The following is a 16,533-nucleotide window of genomic DNA, read 5'->3' as shown; positions in this document are numbered from 1 at the left end:
ATCCTTAAATCTTCAATTATGAGCGGTCGTTAAAGGCATCCTTAAACCACTCAACATCATTTCCGGTGAAGGCTAACACATCGAACCGGCAATCCACAGTATCAAAACTCCCATTGTGGCGAGCAAGCCACAAGCGGGCGGTCTGTAATAATTTGTGTTGTTTGCTCCAGGTCACACTGGCGGCCGCGCTGCCAAACTGTGCCGAGCGGCGATAACGAACCTCAACAAAGACCGTGGTTTTTCCGTCACGCATTATCAGATCGATTTCGCCGCCGCGCTCACGCACGTTGGCGGCAACAAAACGCAGTCCCTTGCTCTCCAGCCAGCGGCGTGCGGCGGCTTCCCACACGTCGCCGGTCTGTTTACTCGTTAACTGGCGGGGACGATTTGCCCTTGCTGGTATTTGAGCCATGATAACTTCCTGTTAATCACGCAATCCTGTGTGGCGGTTAACGCCCCGGTATTACCGTTAATTTCGAAACCCGGCACCTGGCGCATCTGCGAGAAGTGGTTCGCCAGCGACCACGCGTCTACGCCCATCGCGTACATACGGGCAAGGGAGTAGTCGTTGCGTACGGCGCCGAGCGCCTGCTGCATTAACGGCATATTGCTACCGGCCAGCATTGGGATCTCGCTGTACTGCAAGCCTTCCATCTCCAGACGGAAGTCGGGGCCGGAAGTGCCCTGCGCGCTGCGCGAGCTGGCGTACAGCGTTGCGCCGCTTTGGCTGCCGTTACGCATGGCGATCATCGGTTTAATAAACCCGATCTCTTCCGGCGTCGCCAGAATGTAGACCGCGTCAACGCGACCGCCGCCGCCAGTGATCTGCGCGTCTGTCGGCGGTGCTGGAATCGTCAGGCCGCCAATGGTGACGCCCGGCTGTGAGGGCTGGCTGGCGGCGACAGGGCTGCCCGTCAGGGCAATGCCGGAGCCGCCGTTGACGCCCATTCTCAGCTCAGCGGTAGAACCGAATTTCTGCTGCAACACCGTGCCGCCGCCCAGCTTCTGCCACTCCTGAGCGAAAGCGTTCGCCACGCGATCGCCCAGCCCGCTGCGTGGAATCAGCAACAGCGGATTTTGTTTGCCCTGGTCGTGAATATGATGCGCCGCGTCGCGGGCTTCATCTTCAGGTGAGAGGGCAAAGTAGCAAATATTGGCGAGGTTCTGCACCTTCTCAGGCTGATTAAGCGCCAGGACATTCAGCGGCGTATTGCTTTTGATCAGCTCTTCAACGTTATTTTTCAGCAGCGGCCCGACAACAATGCTGGCGCCGTCCTGCTGAACCTGCGTGAGGATCTGATCCAGCGGTTGAGAGGTGGTGTCGTAGATTTTCAGTTCAGCAGAAGGGTTGGCCGGCGCGCTCGCCGTAGCGGTCTGCGCCGGGGCGCTTACCGGTTGCTCGACGGGCTGCGTTTGTTCGTCGCCAGTCAAATCGTTCACCGCCGCCTGAGAAGGGCTGGCGACGCCGTCAGCGGCTTGCGGCTGGGCAGGTTCTGCCGACGCTGTCGGTTCCGCGACAGGCGCAGCGGCAGGCTGCGCGTCCACCGGTTGCGTCCCCAGATTTTTCGCCGCTTCAAAACCTTGCTGAATGGTGCGGCCAAAAATGGCGGCCTGGCCGTTCAGCGGCAGCAGCAGGGCGATTTTGCTGGTAGAAGCCGGTTTAAAGCTTTGCACATTGACCAGTTGCGTGGGCAGCAGTTTTGCCCCTGGGTTTTGCGGGTAGCGTTTTTGCCAGTCGGCAATCCCGGCTTTCATCATGTCCGGGTCGTTACGGTTATCGAACCAGACACGCTGTAAATCCAGCCAGCCTTGCAGGACGTTTTCATTGGCGTTAATGACCAGCGCCTGAGCCTGTTCCTGGGTCATAGAGGAGAGCGCTTGCCAGGTGGCGTCCATGTTCTTCTGCTTGTCTTTTGCAGACAGCAGCGGCTCCTGGGCGATTAACGCGCGCAGCAGTGAAAGAGAAGGGCGGCCCTGGCTGGCATCAATTTTCGCCTGCCAGTAACGCGCCTGTTGGTTCTGATCCAAATCAGCCGGAGTGAGTTTTTCCAGCAGCGCCTGCGCGCCGGCGATATCTTTCTGCGCCAGTTTGATCTCAACCGCCAGCAGCGACTGTTCGCGACGCTGCGCATCGTTCAGGTTTTGCGGCAACTGGTTGAATAATTCGATGGCATGCTGGCTTTTGCCTTCTTTCAGCAGTGCACGAATGGCGAGTAATTGCCAGTTGGTCTTGCTATCATCTGAACTTTGCTGCATTTGTTGCAGATAAAAGCCGGAATCAGCTTGTGCCGTGCCCTGCATATGGGCAGCACTTTGATCCGGCGCCTGGGTGCCACAGCCCGCGAAAATCAATGCTGCCAGAATGACAGGCAGCGCGCGCGCGGCTTTCAAACGAGAAAATGTTGAGGGTACCATACTGTATCCAGTGATATTTTTTACGCAATGCTCAATATTAAATCGGCAATACGGACGACACAATGAAACAAAACGAATCGGCGGATAATTCTCAGGGCCAACTCTATATTGTACCTACTCCTATCGGGAATTTGGCTGATATTACCCAACGAGCGCTCGAAGTTTTGCAAGCCGTTGATTTAATTGCCGCTGAAGACACTCGTCATACCGGGCTATTGTTACAACACTTCGCGATTAACGCCCGTTTGTTCGCTTTACATGACCATAATGAGCAGCAAAAAGCCGAGACGCTGGTGGCGAAGCTGAAAGAGGGGCAGAACATTGCGCTGGTTTCTGATGCCGGAACGCCATTGATCAATGATCCGGGTTACCATCTGGTGCGTACCTGTCGTGAAGCCGGCATCCGTGTGGTTCCGTTGCCGGGGCCGTGCGCTGCGATTGCCGCGCTGAGCGCCGCCGGGTTGCCGTCCGATCGTTTTTGCTATGAAGGTTTTCTGCCCGCGAAATCGAAAGGCCGCCGTGATGCGCTGAAAGCGATTGAAGCAGAACCACGGACGCTGATTTTTTATGAGTCCACGCACCGTTTGCTGGACAGCCTGGAAGATATGGTCGCCGTGTGGGGAGAATCTCGCTACGTGGTGCTGGCGCGTGAGCTGACCAAAACCTGGGAGACCATTTACGGCGCGCCGGTCGGCGAACTGCTGGCATGGGTGAAAGAGGACGAAAACCGCCGCAAGGGGGAAATGGTACTGATTGTCGAAGGGCACAAAGCCCAGGACGATGCGCTTCCTGCCGACGCGCTGCGAACGCTGGCGTTGTTACAGGCGGAACTGCCGCTGAAAAAGGCCGCCGCTCTTGCCGCCGAAATCCACGGCGTGAAAAAGAACGCGCTGTATAAGTATGCGCTGGAGCAGCAGGGGGAGTAAGTGTGAAAGTCGGGCGGCCGCCATTTACTGCCCTGGCTGGCCGCATCAGAGGAAAAACAGTGTTACCCGGTGGGGATAACACTGTTTGTACAAGGATTAGTAATGCTTCAGCATCCTGTCGATGGCGTGTTCCAGCCAATAGCGCTGGGTGCCGAAGTTAATCCGTAAATAGTTTTCACCGTTTTGCACGTAGTGGCTGCCATCTTCGATCACCACTCCTGCCTGTTGAGCAAAGTGCTGTGTCAGTTGCGTTGCGCTGCGCTCATCCGCACTCACGTCAATCCATGCGAGATATGACGATTCCGGTGTCATCATTTTCCAGTCGGGAAAGTGGGTCTTAATGGCGTCAGCCAGATATACGGCGTTGCCGCGCAGATATCCATTCAGCGCATCCAGCCATGCAAGCCCCTGCTGATAGGCAAGAATGATTCCCCAGACACCGAAGATATTCGGCGAGGTGATGGAGTTCTTCTCAAGCTGCTGGCGAAAACGCTGCCTCAGCGTCTCATTCGGGATGATGGAATAAGAGGTTTTCAGCCCGCCTAAGTTGAAAGCTTTGTTGGGCGAGGTCAGGACAATAACGTTATCCAGTGCGGCGCACCCCGATGACAAGCAACTGACGAACTTACCATCAAGAATGTGCTCGGCATGGACTTCGTCAACGACCAGGATCACGCCATAGCGTTTGCATAAATCAGAGACCAGACGGATCTCATCCGCACGCCAGATCCTTCCTGAAGGGTTATGCGGCGAACAGAAGAACCATAGCTTTGGACGATGCGTTTTAAGCTGGTCTTCGATCAATTCAACATCAAGATGATAGCGGTTCTCTTCCACGCGAAGCGGGCTGGCGAGAACATGCACATTCTGCCGCTGCGCCGCCATCGCAAAAGGGTCATAGACCGGCGTATTCATCATCACGCTATCGCCCGGTTGGCAGAATGCCTGAACCGTGTAGTGCAGTGTAGAAACGGTGCCGTAGGTTAGCGTGATCCAGTCACGCTGAACATTTACCTGATGGCGCTCATACTGGAAGGTAATGACCGCGTCATAAAACGCATCGAAACAGTAGGTGTAGCCAAATGTTCCGTGCTGGACGATACGCTGGAAGCCGTCAATCACCGCAGGAGGTGAGGTGAAATCCATGTCCGCAATCCATAGCGGAATAAAGTCTTTTGGTACGGCGCCAAACCGCGAGCAGACAAACGGATGATCCCACTTGCGGCATTTATCACTTTGACGCTCGATGATACTGTCGAAATCGAACATTCCAGACTCCTGTTAGATTAAGGCTTCAATGCCTGTTTTCACGCTTTGCACCTGTGGCCCAATAATGACCTGAACGCTATACGCATCCAGTACAACGACGGAGAGCGCCCCGGCGTTTTTTAATGTTTGTTGATCCACTTTGGACATATCTTTCACCACCAGGCGTAAACGGGTAATACAGTTATCCAGAGAATCGATATTTTCTTTCCCACCCAGCGCATTCAAAATAACACCGTGATCATATTTTGATTTGCCGCGTGCTTTGGTATTTGCTGCAACAGCCTGGGCTGCATCATCTGAAGAGTCCTCACGGCCTGGTGTTTTAATATCATGCTTAAGAATGTACCAGCGGAAAACAAAGAAGTAGATCCCAAACCAAACGATACCAACCGGGAATAATAAATACCATTTCGTTGATGTTCCTTGCATCACACCGAAAATTAACAAATCCAGAATGCCGCCGTCCGTATTACCAATGGTGACACCAAGAATTGCCATGACCATCAAAGCCAACCCAGACATTACAATATGGAAGGCATACAGCGCTGGGGCAATAAAGAGGAATAAAAATTCAATGGGCTCGGAGATACCAGTGATAACCGAAACTAAAACACCGGAAAGTAACAGTCCTTTAATCACCGGGCGGTTTTCGGGTTTGGCCGTTCTGTAGATAGCATATGCTACGGCAGGCAAACCAAAAATAAATGTCGGCATAAAGCCCTGAGATAAGAAGGCCGTTACATGTGGGCTGAAGGGAAGGCCAGCTTTCAGCTCGGCATAAAAAATATTGAGCGCCCCGGCGACTTCATGGCCGTTAACGAACTCCGTTCCGCCAGCCGGGGTGAAACGCACCATAGCTAACAGGATATGATGAAGGCCGAAAGGCTTGAGCAGCAGCACGCCTACACCGTATAAGAATGGGCCAAATACGCTGGTGCTCTGAATGATATGCCCGATACCGGCAATACCCATCGCGACGTAGGTCCAGAGTAATGGAATCGCTAACCCCACCAGAGACATTGTCAGCGAGGTGATAATAGGGATGAAACGAATGCCGCTAAAGAAAGCGAAAGCGTCATGCAAGACGGTATCCTGGAAACGCTCGTGCAGGAAATAGGTGATAACGCCAGCGATGATGCCGCCCAGCACGCCCATCTCTAATGTCTGAATGCCTAATACGATGGATTGCCCGACCTGTTTCATTGTCGCGGCATCCGCAATCTGGTGTGTTGCGGTCAGGTAATAATTGATACTCATATTCATCAGCATATAGCCGACAAAACCTGAAAAAGCACCAACGGCTTTATTCCGTTTAGCCATTCCCATTGGAATAGCAATAGCAAACATGACAGGTAAATAAGTAAAAGCAAATCCACCTACCATTGCAATAAAACCAAAAGTTAATTGGGTAAGTTCTCCTCCCAGGAATGGAAAGCTTTTTATTGTCGACGGACTGGTAATTGAACTGCCTACACCTAATAATAACCCCATAAATGCAAGCAGCGATACGGGGAACATAAATGTTTTACCCAGGCTTTGAAAGAATTCCCATAACCTCGATTTAAAGGACTTTTCCTGTGTCATGTAGAGTACTCCATGATTTTCATCAGTATAATATGAAGGTCATGAGGAATTAATCATGACCTTTTGAAATTGCGAAGTAAGTTGTTTTTATATGTTTATTGATTCAATTCGAAAACAAAGATTAACAATGCGAAGGTTGCAGTAACTTTTTGTAGGATCCGCAAACCGTTATTTTACTTCTGACGACGTCTTTCATCGCATCCATGCCCACGCGCATGTAATAACGCGGATCGTTACCCTGCGGGTTTTCCGCAAACCACTTCTTGACTGCATCGGCAAAGGCAATTTTCAGTTCGGTGGCGACGTTAACCTTGCATACGCCCAGTTCAATGGTGCGGAGGACGTATTCATCAGGTACATCGCTTGCGCCGTGCAGCACCAGTGGGATATCAACCACTTCGCGAATCTCAGCCAGACGCTGGAAATCGATTTTAGGACGTTTGGTGTAAAGGCCGTGTGCAGTACCGATTGCCACAGCGAGGCTGTCGACACCGGTGAGTTCGACAAAGCGTTTCGCTTCCTGCGGATCGGTCAGGAAGGCGCTTTCCGCATCGACGCTCATGTCGTCTTCCACGCCGCCCAGACGTCCCAGTTCAGCTTCCACGCTGCAATCGCGCGCGTGACAGAAATCCACCACCGATTTCACCAGCTTCACGTTTTCTTCAAACGGGAAGTGGCTACCGTCGATCATGGCGCTGCGTACGCCGGCATTGACCTTGCGGCGGATATCTTCCAGCGACTCATGGTGATCGAGATGCAGCGCCAGCGGTATGTCATAGCTGTTGGAGTAAGCGCTGCATAGCGCGTAGATCTCTTCCAGAGCAATATGCTTAAAGGTGCCAGGCGTACCGGCGAGGATCACGGGGGATTGCATTTCACTGCAAACTTCGAGGATCGCCTGGATCGTTTCGGCGTTATGGATGTTGAATGCAGGGACAGCGTAACCTTTCGTCTGGGCATCTTGCAGGAGGTACTTGGTGGAAATAATGCTCATGATGCGATCCTCTTAGGCATTCCAGGGATGGATAACAACACCTTGCACCACACGGTTAACCGTGCCGCTGGCGGATGGGGTGTCCGGAGTGTTTCCGACGCTGATGGATTGCGTGAGTGCGAACACCTGCGCGTAGATCAGGAAGCAGAAAGCCAGTTCTGTATCAATAAAAGCGCGCGATGGCGGCAGCAGGATATGTGGGCCTGCGTCGATGACAGGATCGCTTTCAGCGGCGATTGCGACGACGCGCAGTGCCTGTTGATCGCGACGCAGTTCCGCTAACAGATCGAGATCGTACTGACGGGTGTAGGGATGGCTGGAGATAAACACCACGACCAGCGTTTCGTTATCAACCAGCGATTTCGGGCCGTGACGGAAACCCGTCGGCGAGTCGTAAAATGCAGCCAGCTTACCGGCTGTCAGCTCCAGAACTTTGAGCGCAGATTCACGCGCAGCGCCCTGTAACCCGCCGCTACCGAGGTAAACGATCCGTTTCCAGGGCTCATTGCCAAAAACGCCTTTGCTGAAATCACCGAGCGAGGTGAGGATCGTCTGGCAGCGATCCGCAACATCGCGGAAGGTCTGGTTGTTGATCGTATCGGGTGCGAACACCGCCAGACAGCTTGCCATCATGGTGGTGATGCTGCTGGTCATCGCAAAGCCGCGATCGTGCGTTTCAGCAGGCATCAACAATGCGAAGGCGTTATCGCTGTCGACGGCATTTTGATACAGATTTCCGGCTTCATTGCAGGTGATCGAAAGGTGATAGCACTCAGGCACAAACTGATTTGCCAGCTCAACGGCGGCAACGCTTTCCGGGCTGTTGCCGGAGCGGGCGAAGGAGACCAGCAGTAACGGATGTGCGGGCGTCAGGTAATCCATTGGATTTGTGACGAGGTCAGTGGTGGGTACGGCCGTGATGTTTTTCCCGGTGTGGCGTGAAAGCCAGGGGGCGATGATATCGCCGATAAACGCGGAAGTGCCTGCGCCGGTCAGTATGATCCGCAGATCGTTTTTGCACAGCAATGGCGTCAGGAAACGATCAATGGCCGATCGAATACTGCTGATGTTATTGAGTGAGCGGATCCAACTGGCCGGTTGTTGACGGATCTCTTCTTCCGTCCAGGTGCCGGTAACGGAGGTGCGAGTTTCTGGCATAACATAGTCCTTAGTCTTGTGAACTCCACTCAGCCGTTGGTATTGTTCCTTTGACTTTCGTTTCGTTTCACTTGTTCTTCTGTTCAGTTAAATAAAATCTATAGAAAAGAAATCGAAAGTTCAATGATGCAAAGTGAAATAAAACGAAAAATGTGATCGGTGAAACGAAGGGTGTAGTTATCTCATTGATATATAACGTGTTGGCTTTAACTTACGTTATCTAAGGATTTCCTTAGCGAAAGAAAAAGAAAGGCCTCATGACGTTACGTCTAAGGCCAATATGACAGAGAATGAAAGGTCTACAAGGCGAAGGGCTGCCCCTGAATCCAGACACGCTGGAGATGCAGGCCATTGTCCAGCGCGATGAGGCTGGCGCATTTGCCTGGCTCGATCGATCCCAACTGGCGATCGATGCCAAGCAGGCGGGCAGGATGCAGTGAGGCCATATGGATAGCCTCTTCTGGCGTCGCGCCAGCGTGTTTGACCATATTTCGTACGGCGGTATCAATCGAGAGCGCACTGCCCGCCAGCCCACCGGACGCGGTGCGTACAATGCCGCCACGCATTTCGACGTCGTAGCCGCAAATATCATATTGCCCGTCAGGCATACCTGCTGCGCGCATCGCATCGGTGATTAATACAACCCGCGTTTTCGCGTAGCCGCAGCACAGACGCAGTGCCGCAGGATGGACATGGTGCCCGTCGGCGATAAGCTCCAGCCACGCACGCGTATTGGTTAACCCGGCGCCCACCATTCCTGGTTCCCGATGGTGTAATCCACTCATACCGTTAAAACAATGCACCAGCCCGTCTGCACTGGCATCAAATGCGGCGCAGGTCTGTTCGTACGTTGCCGCGCTATGGCCTAACATGACGCGTACGCCGCGTTGTTTGAGATGTTGAATTGCTTGCAGTGCGCCAGGTTTTTCCGGCGCCAGCGCGATGATGCGCAAGGTGTTCTGTGAGACGGCTATCAGGTCGTCCAGCTCGGCAAGATCCAATTCACGAAACAGTTCAGGCGGATGAGCCCCTTTGTTCTGCGGCGTGAACCAGGGACCTTCCAGATAACTACCCAGCACCTGCGCGCCGGGGCCGCCGGACTGACAGCGCCGGGCAATACGTTCCAGCGCATTGCGGATAGCATCCAACGGTGCAGTGACCGTCGTGGGAAGCCAACCGCCCACGCCTTCGCGCGCTTTATACAACGCCAGTTTATCGAGCGTCTCCGGCGCGTCGTCCATGACATCCAGACCTGCGCCACCGTGAACATGCGTATCAATATATGCCGGGCACAGTAGCTCTGCATCACGCACTGTGATTCCTGGGGGAACGGGCTCTATTGCCGCAATAACGCCTTTCTCAATACGGAGTTGGTGATCGTCAAGCCAGCCCTGCTCGGTCAACACGCGTCGGGCGCGCAGCAACTGGATCATATCCCTTCCTCTATGGCGTTTTCTTCGCGACAGCGCCCCAGCTCATCCACCAGACTGGTCAGGCCGCGATGCCCGCACTCCAGCGCCTGCTGGCGAAAGGCTTCGCTGGTTAATCCTTCGCGTTCCAGCACCATCTCCAGAAGGAGCTGTAAATTCGTGCCGGTGATCACTTCCCGTCCCGGTTTCTGTAACGCCAGTGTTGATGCCACCCGAAAAGGCGTACCGCCCAACAGGTCAGTCAGAAACACGATATCCTCCCGGTCGTCCAGTTCACCAACGGCCTGCTCAAGCTGTGAGGTGAGCAGCGCGGTCGTTGATGCTTCCGGGAAGTCGATGGCGATAAATTGCGACTGCTCGCCAAGGATCTGCTTCATCGCTTTTTCCATCCCGCTGGCAAATCCGCCGTGCCCCGTCAAAATAATGCCTAACATCTCAAACCTCTTTGTCTTTACAGGAAGTGACAGAATTTACCGACTACACCCAAAACGACGGTGATGCCAATAAGGCGTAGCGGGCTCCAGCCGCGGCGTACCAGCCAGAACATGGTCAGGGTATAGACCAGCGGTAAAAACGCGGGCATGAGTTTATCGATAACGTCGGCCTGTAATTTAACAACCGCATCACCGGCCTTGATTTCAAGCGTGGTGTTCAGACGAACATAGGTTGCCACCAGCGCGCCAATCACCGTCATCCCAACGATAGACGCCGCATGACCCACTTTCCGGGTGTTCGCTTTGATAAGCGGAATGGCCGCGACCCCCATCCGATAAGCATAGTGCGCCAGGCCAAAACGCAGGCCGAGGTGAACCACGTTGAACAGAACAATAAAGACGACGGCGCCGAGGATAGAACCTTGCAGTGCGAGACTGGCTCCAATACCGCCGCAAATGGGCAGCAATGTCAGCCAGAACATCGCATCGCCAATTCCGCCGAGCGGGGCGCCAACGGCAATTTTGGTACTCTGAATGCTGTTCACATCCTGCTTGGAGCGCTCCATCGCGAGGATAATGCCGATCACAAACGTCACCAGAAATGGATGGGTGTTGAAGAAACCCATATGGCCCTTCATTGCACGCGCTAAATCACGTTTGTTGGTGTGGATCTTTTTCAGGGCGGGCAGTAAACCGTACAGCCAGCCAGACGCCTGCATACGCTCGTAGTTAAAGGAAGCCTGCAACAACATGGAACGCCAGGCCACGCGGTTGATATCCTTTTTCGTCAGTTCAGTGCCGATACTCTGGTCTTCATAGACGTTTTCGTTTACGCCGGACAGCAGCGTCTCGTCAGTGTCGGAGACGTTTGGTAGCGTGGTTTGATTAGATGCCATCTTCGAATTCCTCTTTCTGTGCCGCAGGTTGAGTCGGTTCAGGAGATTTACGCAGCAGGTCGATCAATGCCATTGCGAGGGCCGCAGCGGCGATGGCCAGCACCGGAAGTTTGAGCCAGGCTGCGGCAACGAAACCGATGATGAAATAGGGGATATAGACATTTTTCATCATGATTTTCAGCAGTACGGCGAAACCGATAGCAGGCATAATGCCGCCTGCGACGCCAAGCCCGTCAATCAGACGTTCCGGCAGCACATCAATGGCGGTTTTCGCATGTTCCGCCCCAAAGTAAATCGGCAGGAAGGCGCAGAGGAAGTAGAAGATGCCTAACGCCAGCAGCGCCAGATAGTTGACTCGTTCAATGCCGCGGGCGTCAGCGTTAGCCGCCATACGGTCGCAGCGGGACATTACGCCAGACATCACTGAGAACAGGAAGGTAATCCCCATTTGTACGGCGACGGCAAACGGTACGGCGACACCCACGGCGACATCGGGTTTCACGCCGGTCGTAATCGCAAACGTCGTTCCCACGATCGTGCCGATAATCACGTTTGGCGGCTGTGCGCCAGCTAAAGGTGCCAGGCCCATCCACACCAGTTCCAGCGTACCACCCGTCAAAATACCGGTATGCAGATCGCCCAGAATCAGGCCGACCAGCGGCCCAAGCACCACCGGACGGTGCATATGCGTTAACCCGTTGAACATATCCAGGCCTGCGATAAAGGCGAGAATACCCAACGCAAAAGCCTGCAACAGACTGATTTCCATTGTGAATCCCTCAGAGTAGTTTAAAGAGATCCAAAGCGGGTTCTGTCGGAACTCCCTGTACGAAGCATTCGACACCGGCGGTTTTCAGGCCATTAAATGCCGTAATATCGTTAGCATCGACAGAAACCGTTTTGGCAATTTGTTGTTTGCCATTGGCATAGTGCATGTTGCCTACATTGATACGTGTTACGGGAACGCCGCCCTCCACCAGCTTGAGGAAATCCGCTGGCGACTTGCAGACCAGCAGAATTTTCTGTCGATCGGCAGCGCGATGGATATTGTCGATCACTTTTTGCAGCGGCCAGAAACGTACGGCGATCCCCTCCGCCAGCACCATCTCCATCAGGTTTTGCTGTACCGGGTCTTCAGCCACTTCATCATTGGCGACCAGTACCAGATTTGCCCCCGCAAACCCAACCCACTGCACGCCGACCTGGCCGTGGATTAAACGTTCGTCAATTCGACTCAATACAATGTTTGGCATAGCGTTTCCTCTTCGTTGTTATGCGTTTTGGGATGTAACGCCCTGGCAGGCGGCGTGGTACTGCTGTAGTACGTCCTGAATGTGGCTGATAATGAGCTCTCGCGGCGTTGCGTTGAGATCCCCTTCGCGCACTCTGGCGTACTGTAGCGGCAAATACTGGCTGATGAGCGGCAGTGGAATGGGGTCATCCGCCAGGTTGCGAACCAGCCGTGCAAACGCCTCATCAATCTGCTGATCCGGCCAGTAATAGCGAACGCGATCGGAATAACTATAACCACGCGCCAGGCGGCGTGCGTTGCCGTCGCCGTGGTAGTGACTCTGCCAGTATTCCGGGCGATCGAGCATCACGCTTTCCAGCACATGGCGCAGACCAGAGCTGGTTTTGGCGGGTAACAGCTCTTCTTCAATTGCGGCCAGCGAGAATAACGCTTCGCGCAGGGCAAAGGTGAGGGCCGGGCCGACTTTCAGAATCGCAAAGTGATCTTTCACCAGCTGGCGCAGCGACTGTGGCGTCTGGTAATCCGTGGAGTGCGCTTCAAACACCAGCGTGTCATACGCTTCTACCATTGCACTCAACGCGATGGCTTTTTGCGGTTGGTAATCAATGATATGCGTATGGTCGAACTCAACGCCCGGTTGTACAACCAGCCCGATGATGCGAGGCCAAATGGCGCTCAGTCCCTGTTTCTCAAATGCATGACGATGCGCTTCCAGCGTGGCTCGTGCCGCGTCAGGTGTTGTTACTTCCAGTTCAGTCAATGTCTCATGCGCGCCGCCGGGAACCGGAACTTCAGTACCGATCACGTAAACCAGATCGGATTCGCCAAAATGCTCACGGCAGGTTTCTTCTGCGATCTTCGCCAGTCGCGCGGCGCGCTCAGCAACGATCTCATCGGTTAACGGTATCGGATCGTTGGCGCAGGACATGCTGCAATCGAGATGGATCTTTTTAAACCCGGCTGCCACGTAGCTCTTTATTAAATCATCCGCATTTGCCATCGCCTGGGCGGCAGGCAGATTTTGCCAACGGTTGGGGCCGAGGTGATCGCCGCCCAGAATCAACTGTGATTGTGGAAAATTAAGTGAGTCGGCCAGCTGGTAAACAAAGCCGCGAAAATCGGCGGGCGTCATGCCGGTATAACCCCCGAACTGGTCAACCTGGTTAGAGGTGGCTTCAATCAGCAGTGGGGTATGGTTTGCATGGGCATAACGTATAGCGGCTTCCAGCACCAGTGGATGCGCAGAACAAACGGCATAAATCCCATTTGTGTTCCCTCGTTTATGCTGCTCCACCATTTCTGTTAGATGTTTCACTTTCCTCTCCAGGTTGAATGCTTAAGACAAGTGTCTTTCATTTTGTTTCATCTGATACTGGTGCAAGACGCTATAAAAATAAAACGAAAGATATCGGTTTTCGGATCTGTTTCACAAAAGAAACATAATGAAAGGTTTCAGCGATGCGTCGTCTTATGGCTTGCAGGTATGGGGGCTTGCATTCCAGTAAAAGAAAGGCGTTAATAGAAAAATCGAAATGAAACGAAAGATTTGATTAAAGGATTTTTTATGAGCAGTACTGATTCTTCTGCGGATAAGCGCATTACCGCTACCAGCGAAAGGCGGGAGCAAATTATCCAGCGGTTGCGACAGCAGGGAAGCGTACAGGTTAACGATCTTTCCGTCTTATTCGGCGTCTCCACCGTGACCATCCGTAACGATCTGGCTTTTCTCGAAAAACAGGGGATTGCCGTGCGTGCGTATGGCGGCGCGTTAATTTGCGACAGCAATACTCCGGGTATTGAGCCTTCGGTGGAAGATAAAAGTTCACTCAATACCGCTGTAAAGCGCAGTATCGCCCAGGCGGCGGTTTCGCTGATTAAACCCGGACACCGGGTGATCCTTGACTCAGGCACCACGACATATGAAATCGCGCGCATGATGCGCCAGCATACGGATATCATCGCCATGACCAATGGCATGAATGTCGCCAATGCATTGCTGGAAGCTGAGGGAGTGGAACTGCTGATGACTGGTGGGCATCTGCGCCGCCAGTCGCAGTCATTTTATGGTGACCAGGCAGAGCAGTCGCTACAGAATTACCATTTCGATATGTTGTTTCTGGGGGTCGATGCCATTGATTTAGAGCGTGGCGTCAGCACGCACAATGAAGATGAAGCCAGACTTAACCGCCGGATGTGTGAAGTGGCCGAGCGCATCATTGTCGTCACGGACTCCACGAAGTTTAACCGCTCCAGTCTGCATAAGATCATTGATACGCAGCGTATTCATACCATCATTGTGGATGAAGGTATTCCTGTCGACAGCCTGGAAGGTTTACGCAAGAGCGGTATTGAAGTGATTCTGGTGAACGCGTAATTCAGTTATCTGTAAAAGGCCGGATGGCGATGCGATCCCCATCCGGCCTTTTTTCGTCATCAGGTCACTGGCGCGGGGTTAAACACGGCCAGCTGGTTATGCAGCCCCCATTGGTCTGAGAAGGTTTTTTTACGACCGCTCGCGACGTCCAGAATAAAGTGGAACAGCTTCCAGCCCACGTCCTCAATGCTCTCTTCCCCTGTGGCAATGGTGCCCGCGTTGATGTCCATCAAATCAAACCAGCGATTCGCCAGCTCTGTGCGGGTCGCCATTTTGATTACCGGAACCGCCATCAGGCCATATGGCGTTCCGCGACCGGTTGTGAACACCTGCACGGTGATCCCGGAAGCGACCTGCTGCGTGCCGCAGACAAAATCACTGGCGGGCGTGGCGGCGTAAATTAAACCGCGTTTTGTCGGCCGCTGACCGGGGGACAGCACTTCCACAATCGCGCTCTGCCCGGATTTTGCGATAGAGCCCAACGCTTTTTCCACCACGTTCGCGAGACCGCCTTTTTTGTTGCCCGGCGACGGGTTGGCGCTGCGGTCGGTTTTCCCCATATCAAGATAATTATCGTACCAGGCCATCTCTTCCAGCAGGCGTTTGCCGACCTCTTCGTTAATTGCGCGTGGCGTGAGAAGGTGGATCGCATCACGGACTTCGGTGACTTCCGAGAACATCACCGTCGCGCCGCAACGCACTAACAGATCCGAGGCGTAACCCACCGCCGGGTTGGCCGTCACGCCGGAAAACGCATCGCTGCCGCCGCACTGCATTCCGACCACCAGTTCGGAAGCCGGGCAGGTTTCACGCTGGCGCTGGTTGAGCTTCGCCAGGTGGCGTTCGGCCACCTGCAAAATATCCTCGACCATCGACTTAAAGCCGACGTGCTGCTCATCCTGCAAACGCACAATACTGGCGCTGTCCACCGGAATCCCTTTCACATCTTCCGTGCCTTCCAGCAGACGTTCCGGCTGAAGTTTTTCACAGCCAAGGCCGATGACCATAACTTCGCCGCCGAAGTTCGGGTTCAACGAGATGTTATGAATGGTGCGGATAGGAACCACGGCCGCTGGCGCGTTGATCGCCACGCCGCAGCCGTACAAGTGGTTCAGACCGACAACGCCGTCTACATTCGGGTATCCGGGCAGCAGGTCACGCTCAATGATCTTCACGACATAATCCACGACGCCCGCCACGCAGTGTACGCTGGTGGTGATGCCGAGCAGATTTTTGGTGCCGACGCTGCCATCCGCGTTGCGGTAGCCTTCAAACGTGTAGCCTTCCAGCGGCGGCAGCGGTTCCGGCACTTTCGTCGCCAGCGGCAGGGTGTGTAACGGCGGCGCTTTCGGTAGCTCAACCAGCGACTCATCTATCCAGCTGCCGCGTGCGATGTCGCGAACGGCATAGCCGATCACCTCGCCATAACGCACAATTTCGCCGTGGGCAGGAATCGCCTCCAGCGCCACTTTATGCCCCTGAGGAATATGTTCAACCAACGCCAGCCCGTCCGGGAAACGCGTTCCGGCTTGCAGACCATTGTCATTAACAATAATTGCCACGTTATCGGTGTCATGCACTTTAATATAAAACGCGGTTGGCGATTCTTGTCTAATTTCGATATCGGCCATTGTCCAGTATTCTCCAGCCAGGTGGTGATAATAAATGTGTTAAAGAGAACAACTGCTTTTTATTGTCAGAATTAAAAATACGTTGCTGCTAAATAAAGAATGCCAGGAGTTTTTGTTTAAAAATGTGATCGCGATCGGCCATTATTCCCGATGGTACGGGCGCTGGGCGA

The 16,533-nt window shown here is 53.7% G+C and carries 15 protein-coding genes; 2 read left to right on the top strand and 13 right to left on the bottom strand.

The genetic code is table 11. The annotated features are described in order from the left end of the window. Nucleotides 1-16: 16 nt before the first annotated feature. Both OGV50_RS09770 and OGV50_RS09765 read right to left on the bottom strand, forming a co-directional pair. Nucleotides 17-412, bottom strand: coding sequence for a YraN family protein (locus tag OGV50_RS09770; protein ID WP_286488526.1), 396 nt, complete (start codon nt 410-412; stop codon nt 17-19). After that, nucleotides 370-2,415, bottom strand: a complete 2,046-nt coding sequence (locus OGV50_RS09765) for a penicillin-binding protein activator (protein WP_286488525.1) — start codon at nt 2,413-2,415, stop codon at nt 370-372. The genes OGV50_RS09770 and OGV50_RS09765 overlap by 43 nt, the downstream gene beginning before the upstream one ends. A 62-nt stretch (nt 2,416-2,477) precedes the next feature. Here OGV50_RS09765 and rsmI point away from each other — a divergent pair, with 62 nt between their 5' ends. After that, nucleotides 2,478-3,341: a 16S rRNA (cytidine(1402)-2'-O)-methyltransferase gene (rsmI, locus tag OGV50_RS09760; RefSeq protein ID WP_047461036.1), complete on the top strand. Its 864-nt coding sequence runs from the start codon at nt 2,478-2,480 to the stop codon at nt 3,339-3,341. Nucleotides 3,342-3,437: 96 nt separating this feature from the next. Here the strand turns inward: rsmI and OGV50_RS09755 are convergent, their stop codons facing one another. The 10 genes from OGV50_RS09755 to kbaZ form a co-directional block, all read right to left on the bottom strand. After that, entirely contained in the window at nt 3,438-4,610 is a 1,173-nt protein-coding gene (locus OGV50_RS09755) for a MalY/PatB family protein (RefSeq protein WP_110493759.1), read from the bottom strand. A gap of 12 nt (nt 4,611-4,622) precedes the next feature. Beyond that, nucleotides 4,623-6,194, bottom strand: a complete 1,572-nt coding sequence (gene malX, locus OGV50_RS09750; RefSeq protein WP_286488524.1) for a maltose/glucose-specific PTS transporter subunit IIBC — start codon at nt 6,192-6,194, stop codon at nt 4,623-4,625. Between the two features lie 121 nt (nt 6,195-6,315). Then, a complete protein-coding gene (gene kbaY, locus OGV50_RS09745; protein WP_286488523.1) occupies nt 6,316-7,188 on the bottom strand; it encodes a tagatose-bisphosphate aldolase subunit KbaY in 873 nt (290 codons plus the stop codon). A gap of 12 nt (nt 7,189-7,200) precedes the next feature. Further along, complete coding sequence (locus tag OGV50_RS09740; protein WP_200092952.1) at nt 7,201-8,346, bottom strand: AgaS family sugar isomerase; 1,146 nt, start codon at nt 8,344-8,346, stop codon at nt 7,201-7,203. Between the two features lie 299 nt (nt 8,347-8,645). Next, nucleotides 8,646-9,779 (bottom strand): N-acetylglucosamine-6-phosphate deacetylase, encoded by a 1,134-nt coding sequence (gene nagA / locus OGV50_RS09735; RefSeq protein ID WP_286488522.1) that lies wholly within the window; start codon nt 9,777-9,779, stop codon nt 8,646-8,648. After that, nucleotides 9,776-10,210: a PTS galactosamine/N-acetylgalactosamine transporter subunit IIA gene (gene agaF / locus OGV50_RS09730; protein WP_110493762.1), complete on the bottom strand. Its 435-nt coding sequence runs from the start codon at nt 10,208-10,210 to the stop codon at nt 9,776-9,778. The genes nagA and agaF overlap by 4 nt, the downstream gene beginning before the upstream one ends. Nucleotides 10,211-10,227: 17 nt before the next feature. Beyond that, on the bottom strand, nt 10,228-11,106 hold the full coding sequence (agaE, locus tag OGV50_RS09725; protein ID WP_012135269.1) for a PTS N-acetylgalactosamine transporter subunit IID: 879 nt from the start codon (nt 11,104-11,106) through the stop codon (nt 10,228-10,230). After that, the gene (gene agaW, locus OGV50_RS09720) at nt 11,096-11,875 is read right to left on the bottom strand and encodes a PTS N-acetylgalactosamine transporter subunit IIC (protein ID WP_115181078.1); all 780 of its coding nucleotides are present in this window, start codon (nt 11,873-11,875) and stop codon (nt 11,096-11,098) included. The genes agaE and agaW overlap by 11 nt, the downstream gene beginning before the upstream one ends. A 10-nt stretch (nt 11,876-11,885) precedes the next feature. Then, nucleotides 11,886-12,359, bottom strand: coding sequence for a PTS N-acetylgalactosamine transporter subunit IIB (gene agaV / locus OGV50_RS09715; protein WP_012135267.1), 474 nt, complete (start codon nt 12,357-12,359; stop codon nt 11,886-11,888). Nucleotides 12,360-12,377: 18 nt separating this feature from the next. Next, on the bottom strand, nt 12,378-13,673 hold the full coding sequence (kbaZ, locus tag OGV50_RS09710) for a tagatose-bisphosphate aldolase subunit KbaZ (protein WP_024130977.1): 1,296 nt from the start codon (nt 13,671-13,673) through the stop codon (nt 12,378-12,380). A 249-nt stretch (nt 13,674-13,922) separates the two neighbouring features. On the opposite strand from kbaZ, the gene OGV50_RS09705 reads away from it, so the two are divergent. Then, nucleotides 13,923-14,732, top strand: a complete 810-nt coding sequence (locus tag OGV50_RS09705) for a DeoR family transcriptional regulator (protein WP_012135265.1) — start codon at nt 13,923-13,925, stop codon at nt 14,730-14,732. Nucleotides 14,733-14,791: 59 nt separating this feature from the next. On the opposite strand, the gene garD is transcribed toward OGV50_RS09705, so the two are convergent. After that, nucleotides 14,792-16,363: a galactarate dehydratase gene (gene garD / locus OGV50_RS09700; protein ID WP_012135264.1), complete on the bottom strand. Its 1,572-nt coding sequence runs from the start codon at nt 16,361-16,363 to the stop codon at nt 14,792-14,794. Nucleotides 16,364-16,533 lie beyond the last annotated feature (170 nt).

It is taken from the genome of Citrobacter sp. CK180 (genome assembly GCF_030333655.1).
GTDB lineage: Bacteria > Pseudomonadota > Gammaproteobacteria > Enterobacterales > Enterobacteriaceae > Citrobacter_B > Citrobacter_B koseri.
This window is presented reverse-complemented; position numbering and strand designations above follow the sequence as displayed.